The sequence below is a fragment of the Pontitalea aquivivens genome (assembly GCF_046507575.1).
Classification (GTDB): domain Bacteria; phylum Pseudomonadota; class Alphaproteobacteria; order Rhodobacterales; family Rhodobacteraceae; genus Pontitalea; species Pontitalea aquivivens.
The window spans coordinates 53,608-62,195 of the sequence record NZ_JBKFEY010000013.1; the positions used below are offsets into that span (position 1 = coordinate 53,608).

Genomic DNA, 8,588 nt, shown 5'->3' on the forward strand with positions numbered 1-8,588 from the left:
AATCAGGCTTTCTGCAGTGGGGGCGCACGGGCTTGCGCCAGACGAACGCGGCGCAGGACGGGCGCCTGATGCGATGTGGGGCGCAGGGCCCGACCGAAACCGCGCACCTGCGTCGGATCGTACGATGGCAGTCCAAGCGCCACTGCCCCGGCCTGCATGCAGTCGGGGCAGAAAGTCAGGTCACAATCCTCGGCGGGGCGGGCGGCGCCATCGCGATCGACCAGCACGATCCGGGCACCCATGTCAGAGCAGATCACCATCTCGACCAACTGCGCCCGCGCGGCCCCCGCGCCTTCGGCCATGCCACGGCTGAAGCCGCCCAGGGTAAGGGCAAACACCAGCAGCGCGGTCAGCAAAAGGGGGCAACGCAACAGTTTCATGCCCGCAGCCATAGCGCAGGCGCAAGGACCCCTCCTTGACTTTGGGCAAGTCAACCCGCCGAAACCGCGCACGGATCGCCGCTCAGCCCCCCACATCACACAGCCACATCACACAGCCGCGCGAGGCTGATTGACATTGGTCAATTCAGCATCCAAAACACCGCAATGTTTCAGATGAAGGTTGTTACATGCGCGCCGAAGATCTGCCCGAGGTCCGCCGCTTGCCGCTGTTTCGCGACATGCTGCATTCAAATTTCGAACAGCTTATGCAGGGGTCCTACGCGCAACTGTTTCCGGCAGGGCTGGAACTGATCCGGCAGGGCGATCCGGCCGATTTCCTGCATGTAGTGCTGGAAGGCGCGGTCGAGCTTCATGCCGACTGGGGCGGCAACCGCTGCACCATGGCCGTGGTGCAGCCGGTGGGCACCTTTATCCTGGCCGCCTGCATCAAGGATGCGCCCTATCTGATGTCGGCGCGCACGCTGGAACGGTCGCGCGTGCTGTTGGTGCCTGCCTCGGATTTGCGTGCGATCTTCCGGCGCGATCCGGAATTTGCGGTCTCGACCATCAACGAACTGGCGGGGGCCTATCGCGCGGTGGTGCGCCATGCCAAGGGCCTGAAGCTGCGCAACTCGCGCGAGCGGGTGGCCGCTTATCTGCTGAAACAGTCGCACATGGCGGAAAATGCCGACAGCTTCATACTTGGGGTCGAAAAGCGACTGATCGCTTCATACCTGGGGATGACGCCGGAAAACCTGTCGCGCACCCTGCGCGGGCTGGAAGCCAACGGTGTTGCCCTGCGCGGCCAGCAGGTCACCATCACCGATCGTGCCGCGCTGGCCGCCGTGGCCCCGCCCGATCGCCTGATCGACGGCCCCGATCCAGGCGGCGCAACCGCAGGCGTCAGCCTGCCGCCGCCCACACGGGTCGATCCGCCGCTCTAAGCACAACGGCCCGGCAACACGCGACCGATCACGCCCAGGACAGGGCGGGGTCTTCCTCGGCAAAGTCGCGCAGCCGCGCGACGTCATCGATGCGCACCGCCGATTGCGCCATCGAAACGCCATGCCTGCGCAGGCGACCGAAAGCCCGGCTGAGGCTTTCGGGCTTCAGCCCAAGGCCACCGGCAATCACCTGTTTTTCATAAGGCAATTGCACCAACGTCTCGCCACGTTTCGATTGACTGAGATCAATCAAAAACAACGCCAGACGCTGCGCCCCGTTGCGCACCTTCAGCCGCTCCAGATCATCGGCCAGCGCATCGGCATTATCCGCCGCAACCGCCAGCAAAGCAAAGGCCAGACACGGTTCGGTTGCCGCCGCGGCCCGCATCGCCCCGGCATCAAGCGACAGGACGCGGGCATCGGTCACCGCCTGCGCCGACAGGCTGTGACCCGCCCCGCGCACCACCGCCATTTCATCCAGGCTGCGCAAACGCGGGGCCAGGCGGATGATCGCCTCATTTCCGCAAGGTGCGACGCGATACAGCTTGACCCAGCCCCCCAGCACAAACCGCAGCGCATTCGCCCGTTCCCCCTGCAGGAAAATGGTGGCGCCCCGGTCGTGGTTGCGCAGCTGCGCCGTGCGCGCAAGGCGCGCGATACAGGCGTCAGTCAATTTGGCAAAGGCCGGCACATCGCGTAGCGCGGCAAATGTCTGTTCCGTCATCTTGATCCCCGGCAAGCGAATCTCCCTGACCATTGATTGACATTTCTCAAGTTGATTCAAACATGACATAGATCAAATGAACCCGATTTCAGCGCATGCGTCAGACCCGCCGTAGGCCGCACCACCCTTGACAGCTTGCGTGGCGGGGTCTTTGCTGGTCGGCAATGACAGATCCGTGCCGGTCGCGCTTGCGCGGCACGCTTCACACCAAAGGAATGCGTCCATGACACCCAAGAAAACCTTCCGCGCAACAGGCGTGTTTGCCGCGCTGTTTCTTGGCACGGCGATCGCGGGGGCGGTCATTGCCCCCGCACTTGCGCAAGACACCACTGCGGCGGAAACCGCGACCCCGGATGCCGCAGCGATACGGACGCAGGGCGAGGCGCTGATCTATGGCCTTGGCGATGTCGCGCAGGATGTTCCCGCGGGCCTGTCGCTGCTGGATCAGGCGGCAAGCGCGGGCGATGCCGCGGCCAAGGCCGCGCTCGGCAAGATCCTGCTGGATGGCTATTATACCAAGGCCGATACTGCCAAAGGCACCCGGCTGCTGGAAGAGGCCGCCGCCAACGGAAACGCTGCCGCGCAGCGCACCCTGGGCACTGCGCTTTTGTGGGGCACGGGGCGGGCCGCCGATCCGACGCGCGCGCGAACCCTGCTGGATCAGGCCGCAAGCGCGGGCGATGCCGAGGCCCGGCGCGTGCTGGGTGAACAACTTATCGGCGGCTGGGTGCTGCCCCGTGATGTTTCCGCAGGGCAGGCATTGCTGGAACAGGCCGTCACCGCAGGGGATGCGCAGGCGCAGGTCATCCTGGGCGATCTGCTGCTGCATGGCACCGGCCTGCCCAAGGATGAATCCCGCGCGCTTGACCTGTTCGAACAGGCCGCCGCCGCAGGCAACGGCGCAGGGCTGGAACGCTTCGGCACAACGCTGATGTGGCGCCAGCGCGACCCGGCCGCCGCCGAGGCCTATTTGCGCCGCGCCGGCGAACTGGGCCGCAGCACAGCCTGGGTCACCCTGGCCGAAGGCGCGATGTATGGGTTCCTGGGTGAAGGTTCGCGCCAGAAATTCGACGGCTTCGCCCGGCAGGCCCGCGCCGCCGGCGAAGGCCGGATCGAGGTGCTGGAGGCGCAGCGCCGCACCTGGGGCATCAGCATGGTCGCCAGCGGCCCCGAAACGCTTGCCGGTCTGGAACGGGCCGCCGAGGCCGGCAACAAGGACGCGCTGCTTTATCTGATCGGCCAGGTACGCAACGGCAACCGCTATAACATCCGCAAGGAACCCGACCGCGCCCTGGCCTATCTGGACCGTTTCGCCAGCCTGCTAAGCGCGCCGGAAATCGAACGCCTGCGCTTCTCCATCGACGCCGCCCGGGTGAAGACGATCCCCGCCTATGAAAGGCTGGCCGCGCGCCTTGCAGCCGAGCCAGATCTGATCGCACGCGGATTTGGCCCGGAACTGGCGCGGGCCAATGATAATTTCACGATCTATCTGCTGCAGACACGCCTGCGGACCGAGGGGCGATACAATGGGCCCATTGACGGGCTTGCGACACGGGCGACCTTGCGCGCGCTTTACGCCGCCTGCACACCCCTGATGGGTGCGGCGCGCTGCGGCGATGACATCCTGAAACCCGAGGTGCTGGGCCGTCTGCTGGACCGCTGACAGGCGATTCCCGGCAGACTCAAGACGCCGTGATCTTCGACAACGCCACATAATCATCGAAGATTCTTCGTCCTGCACCGCTTAACTTCGACTTTTCTTGCGCCACAAGCGCAATCTTCGCCCATCTTTGCCAGAACCTTTCCCGTCGATCCGCTACACTTTGATACAGGCCTTTTCGGGGCAATCAGGGGGGATGCGACATGAAGATTGTGGTGCTTGGGGCCGGTGTGATCGGGGTGACCTCGGCCTGGTATCTGGCACGCGCCGGGCATGATGTGACGGTGATAGACCGCCAGCCCGAGACGGCGCTGGAAACCTCTTTCGCCAATGCAGGCGAAATAAGCCCCGGCTATTCCGCGCCCTGGGCCGCGCCGGGCATTCCGCTCAAGGCGATCAGGTGGATGTTCATGGAACACGCCCCGCTGATCGTGCAGCCGCGCCCCGACCCGCAAAAGATCCGCTGGATGATGCAGATGCTGGGCAATTGCACCACCCGCGCCTATGCGGTGAACAAGGCGCGCATGGTGCGTCTGGCGGAATATTCGCGCGATTGCCTGACCGCACTGCGTCAGGAAACGGGCCTGCGCTTTGACGAACGCCAGCAGGGCACGCTGCAACTGTTCCGCACCCAAAAGCAGGTGGACGGCGCGGCCAAGGATATCGAGGTTCTGCGTCAGGGCGGCGTGCCCTTTGAGGTGCTGGATACCGCGGGCTGCCTTGCCGCCGAACCGGGGCTGGCCAATGCGCGCGACAAGATCGTGGGCGGGTTGCGCCTGCCCAGGGATGAAACCGGCGATTGCTTCAAGTTCACCCAGGGCCTGGCCACAAAGGCCCGCGCGCTTGGCGTGCAGTTCCGTCATGGCGTGACGATCCGGCGGCTGAACCTTTCGGGCGGACGGATCCTTTCGGTCAGCACATCCGAAGGCGAGGTCACGGCCGATGCCTTCGTCGTGGCGATGGGCAGCTATTCACCCGCGCAGGTGGCGCCCTTGGGGATGAAATTGCCGGTCTATCCGGTCAAGGGCTATTCGATCACCGTTCCGATCGTGAAGGAGGGCCGCGCACCCCTGTCCACGGTGATGGACGAAACCCACAAGATCGCGATCACCCGGCTGGGCGACCGCATCCGCGTGGGGGGCATGGCCGAAATCGCGGGCTTCGATCTGTCGCTGAAGGACAAGCGCCGCCGCACGCTGGTGCATTCGGTCGAGGATCTGTTCGGCGGTGCGGGCGATCAGTCGCAGGCGACGTTCTGGACCGGGCTGCGCCCGATGACGCCGGATGGAACGCCGGTGGTGGGGGCAACGCCGGTACCGAACCTGTTCCTGAACACCGGGCATGGCACGCTTGGCTGGACCATGGCGGCAGGGTCAGGCCGGGTGCTGGCCGATATCGTTTCGGGCCGCGCGACCGAGATTGAAAGCGCCGATCTGGGCTATGGCCGCTATCAGGCGCGCCGGGGCGGCCGGGCGCCGGGCGTTGGCCGCCTGCAACCCAGCGCGGGCTGACGGACCGGGGCGCAAGGATTCGATTGACTCGCGCCCTGCCACCGCAAACACTTTCCCCATGGCGGCCCCGGGGCCGCACCCACCACGCAAGGGGGGCCGTGCTGCCCGCCAACGCGTCACGGGAAGGGAACGCGCCATGACGGTGGCAAGGGACATCGCCGGATCATCGACCCGCGCGCGCGCAGCCGGCGATGGCTGACCCCGCCACCCCGCTTCGGATTGGCCTGGTGACGGGGCCGGGCTGGCTGCCCCAGGGCTGGCAGGCACTGGTCATCGACCGCATCCTGGCCGATCCGCGCCTGATGCTGGCGGGCAGGATCAGGGGCCGGGCCGATGCCGCCCCCGTCCCCCCCCCGCGCCTTGTTCGCGCCACGATGCGCGCCGAACGCGCGCTAAGCCGTTTCATCACCCCGCACTATCCTGCGGATGCCGCACGGCAAGCTGTCACAGCCCTTGCAGACCTGGGCGCCGATCCCGGGGCGGGCGGGCGGACCGATCTGGCGCTGGCGCTGGACCGCTTTCGCCTTGCCCCCGATCAATTGCCCCTGGCGGGTCTGGGCGAATGGTCACTGGCCGCAGGCGGGGTTGAAGGTACCATCCCCGATTGGCTGCTGCTTGCGCCCGACGCCTGCCACGACGGCGCCATCCCCATTGAAATCCGCGCGCGCAGCGCCAACAGGCCGGACCCGGTGGTTCTGGACCGTGCCGATTTCAACCCCAAGCTGCTGGCCGGGTTGACCGCAGAATTCCTGCGCGAGAAAGCCGCCCTGTTCCTGCTGCGCGCGCTGGCCCATCAGGCACAAGCCCCCGCGCCGATGCCCGCACAAACCGCACCGCCGCTGGCCGCCCCGGCACGGCTGGCGCTGGCCGATTACGCGGCCCGGGTGTCAAAAGGGCTGGCCCGGCGCCTGGATGACCGCCTGCGCGAGGGGCTGCACCGGGGCCGCGCCCACTGGCGCCTGGCGATTGGCACGGGCGACGCGCTGGGGCTTGACCCGGCCCGCGCGACCAACCTGCCGCGGCACCACTTTTCAATGGCCGATCCGTTCCTGTTCGACCACGCGGGCACCCTGCATCTGTTCTATGAGGCGCAGGACCGCACCAATGGCCGCGGCTGGATCGAGGTCGCACGCCTGGATGACAACCGCCTTGTGCCGCTTGGCCCCGCGCTGCGGTGCGACTATCACCTGTCCTTTCCGCAGGTCTTTGCGACGGGCGGCGCGATCTACATGCTGCCAGAAACCCAGGGCAACCGCAGGCTTGAAATCTGGCGCGCCACCGATTTCCCCCTGCGCTGGACCCTGCATGCCACCGCGTTTCAGGACCAGTATCTGGCCGATTCCACGCTTTTCCTGCATGCCGGGCAATGGTGGCTGTTCACCAACCTGTCCGATCATGCGCTGTTTCAGGAACATTCCAGCAGCCTGCATCTGTTCGCCGTGGACGGCCCCGATCTGCGCCGGATCGTTCCGCATCCGCTGAACCCGGTGGTGATGGACAGCCGGATCGCGCGCAACGCCGGATCGGTCATCGTGCAGGATGGCCGGCTTTTGCGCCCCTCTCAGGTCAATGCGCACGGGATCTATGGCTATGGCCTGAACCTGATGGAGATCGAGCGGCTGGACCTTAAGGGCTATCGCGAAAGGCTGGTGCGTCGCTTCACCCCCGCCGACCGCCCCGGTGCCGGGGGCCTGCACCACCTGTCGGTGGCGGGTGGACGGCAGGTGTTCGACTGGTTCAGCCCATGAAACGGGCAGGCGTGCTGATCAGCCTGTGGCTGCTGGCAGGCCCGGCCCTGGCACAGGAAGCGCCCTTCCGGCTGGGCGTGCAAACGCATTTCGAACAGGGCTGGTCGCCCGCGCTGATCGACCGGGCGGCGGATCTGGGCGCGCGGCTTTTGCGCGACGAAATCGCCTGGGCCGATGCCGAAACCGCGCCCGGCCAGTATGATTTCGCCCGCGCGGACGTCTACATGCAGGCCATCGCGGCACGCGGCCTTCAGGTGCAGATCGTGACACTGGATGGTCACCCCGCCCATGACAGGGGCCAGACACCCCATACCGCCGCGGGCCGCGCCGCCTATGCCGATTTCCTGGCCGCGATGCTGGCGCGCTATTCCGGCACGATCCATCAGCTGGAACTGGGGAATGAGGTCAATTCCCGCGAATTTCTGCATGGCCCCTTTGCCGCCGACCCCGCCCGCGCCTTTGCCCGCATGGCGGGCACGCTGGCCGCCCGGCTGGGCCCCGCCGCCGACCGCCCGCCAATCGTATGCACCGGGGTCAACACGCTGGCGCTTGGCTTTCTGCGTGACACCTTTCGTCACGGCACGCTGGACCATTGCGATGCGATCTCGGTCCATCCCTACCGTGAACACCCTGAAACGCTGGATCTGGAACTGGCCCGGCTGCGCGCGCTGATGCACGAGATGGGTGGTGAGAAGCCGGTCGTCGTCACCGAATTCGGCAAGTGGGTCGAAGACCCTGCGCAATCGCCGGCCCATATGCTGAAAATGGTGGCGATCATGGGCGCGGCGGGGGTGCAGGATGCCTATTGGTATGCGCTGATGGATGAACCCTGGTGGCCGAACATGGGCCTGCTGGCGACCGACGGCCAGGAAAAGCCCGCCGCCGCCGCCTTTCGCCTGCTGCAGGACCGGCTTTTGCCGCTGGGCCGGCCGCAAGGTCGCAGCACCACCCGAACCGCGCGCATCTATGAATTCGGCACCGGGGGGCGGGCCTTCGTGGTCTGGGGCGCGGGCGGGGTGCTGCGGGTCGGCGGCCCTGCGGAATTTCTGGACGCCACGGGCCAGCCCGTGCCACGCCCCGACCGTCTGGGCGATGATCCGGTCGTGGTGCTGGGCACGGGGCTTGACCTGCGCGTTGACCAGACCCCGCCCGTCGCCGATGCGATGTATCAGTTCGGCACCCCGCCCTGGTCCTATTTCGCACGCCGGCCCGGTCTGGGCCTGACGCCGCTGGAAATCATCGACGGGCAATGGGGGTCCTATCGCGGGGCGCCGGACCTTGATCCGCTGCGGATCACCGATGACTGGATCACCACCGCCCGCTTTACCGATGGCCCCTTTCACGCCGTCGAACGCTTTACCGCCACCGATGCCGGACACCATCGCGTGACCGCACAATGGCAAGCCGCCCCGGGGGCCGAGCCGTCGCGGATCGAAATCCGCCACAACGGCGCCCTGGTGGCGCAGGGCCAGACCGGCCCCCACCCCTTTGCCGTCACCGCGCTGGACCTGACCCTGGCCGCCGGCGACCGGCTGGAGTTTGAGGCCGCCCCCGCAGGCCCGAACGGCGACGGCGCCCTGCGCCGCCGGATAAGGATTGTGGGGCCCCTGCCCTGACGCGC

7 protein-coding genes are annotated in these 8,588 nt (G+C 66.8%); 5 read left to right on the forward strand and 2 right to left on the reverse strand.

Features of this window, described 5'->3' with window-relative positions; genetic code table 11:
• Positions 1–2: 2 nt before the first annotated feature.
• Entirely contained in the window at positions 3–380 is a 378-nt protein-coding gene (locus tag ACK8OU_RS13615) for a hypothetical protein (RefSeq protein ID WP_410303963.1), read from the reverse strand.
• 188 nt (positions 381–568) lie between these two features.
• On the opposite strand from ACK8OU_RS13615, the gene ACK8OU_RS13620 reads away from it, so the two are divergent.
• Entirely contained in the window at positions 569–1,324 is a 756-nt protein-coding gene (locus ACK8OU_RS13620) for a cyclic nucleotide-binding domain-containing protein (protein WP_410303964.1), read from the forward strand.
• 28 nt (positions 1,325–1,352) lie between these two features.
• Here the strand turns inward: ACK8OU_RS13620 and ACK8OU_RS13625 are convergent, their stop codons facing one another.
• Positions 1,353–2,048, reverse strand: coding sequence for a Crp/Fnr family transcriptional regulator (locus ACK8OU_RS13625; protein WP_410303965.1), 696 nt, complete (start codon positions 2,046–2,048; stop codon positions 1,353–1,355).
• Between the two features lie 223 nt (positions 2,049–2,271).
• Here ACK8OU_RS13625 and ACK8OU_RS13630 point away from each other — a divergent pair, with 223 nt between their 5' ends.
• The 4 genes from ACK8OU_RS13630 to ACK8OU_RS13645 all read left to right on the forward strand — a co-directional run bounded on the left by ACK8OU_RS13630 (position 2,272) and on the right by ACK8OU_RS13645 (position 8,583).
• Positions 2,272–3,711: a tetratricopeptide repeat protein gene (locus ACK8OU_RS13630; protein ID WP_410303966.1), complete on the forward strand. Its 1,440-nt coding sequence runs from the start codon at positions 2,272–2,274 to the stop codon at positions 3,709–3,711.
• Between the two features lie 200 nt (positions 3,712–3,911).
• Complete coding sequence (locus tag ACK8OU_RS13635) at positions 3,912–5,219, forward strand: D-amino acid dehydrogenase (RefSeq protein WP_410303967.1); 1,308 nt, start codon at positions 3,912–3,914, stop codon at positions 5,217–5,219.
• Between the two features lie 191 nt (positions 5,220–5,410).
• Positions 5,411–6,967: a glucosamine inositolphosphorylceramide transferase family protein gene (locus tag ACK8OU_RS13640; protein ID WP_410303968.1), complete on the forward strand. Its 1,557-nt coding sequence runs from the start codon at positions 5,411–5,413 to the stop codon at positions 6,965–6,967.
• Positions 6,964–8,583, forward strand: coding sequence for a glycoside hydrolase 5 family protein (locus tag ACK8OU_RS13645; protein WP_410303969.1), 1,620 nt, complete (start codon positions 6,964–6,966; stop codon positions 8,581–8,583). The genes ACK8OU_RS13640 and ACK8OU_RS13645 overlap by 4 nt, the downstream gene beginning before the upstream one ends.
• Positions 8,584–8,588: the final 5 nt, after the last annotated feature.

Excerpts from the sequence above, each read along its gene's own strand:
- ACK8OU_RS13635 (WP_410303967.1), top strand. The coding sequence starts at position 3,912 with ATGAAGATTGTGGTGCTTGGGGCCGGTGTGATCGGGGTGACCTCGGCC.
- ACK8OU_RS13640 (WP_410303968.1), top strand. The coding sequence starts at position 5,411 with ATGGCTGACCCCGCCACCCCGCTTCGGATTGGCCTGGTGACGGGGCCG.
- ACK8OU_RS13645 (WP_410303969.1), top strand. The coding sequence starts at position 6,964 with ATGAAACGGGCAGGCGTGCTGATCAGCCTGTGGCTGCTGGCAGGCCCG.
- ACK8OU_RS13630 (WP_410303966.1), top strand. The coding sequence starts at position 2,272 with ATGACACCCAAGAAAACCTTCCGCGCAACAGGCGTGTTTGCCGCGCTG.
- ACK8OU_RS13625 (WP_410303965.1), bottom strand. The coding sequence starts at position 2,048 with ATGACGGAACAGACATTTGCCGCGCTACGCGATGTGCCGGCCTTTGCC.
- ACK8OU_RS13615 (WP_410303963.1), bottom strand. The coding sequence starts at position 380 with ATGAAACTGTTGCGTTGCCCCCTTTTGCTGACCGCGCTGCTGGTGTTT.
- ACK8OU_RS13620 (WP_410303964.1), top strand. The coding sequence starts at position 569 with ATGCGCGCCGAAGATCTGCCCGAGGTCCGCCGCTTGCCGCTGTTTCGC.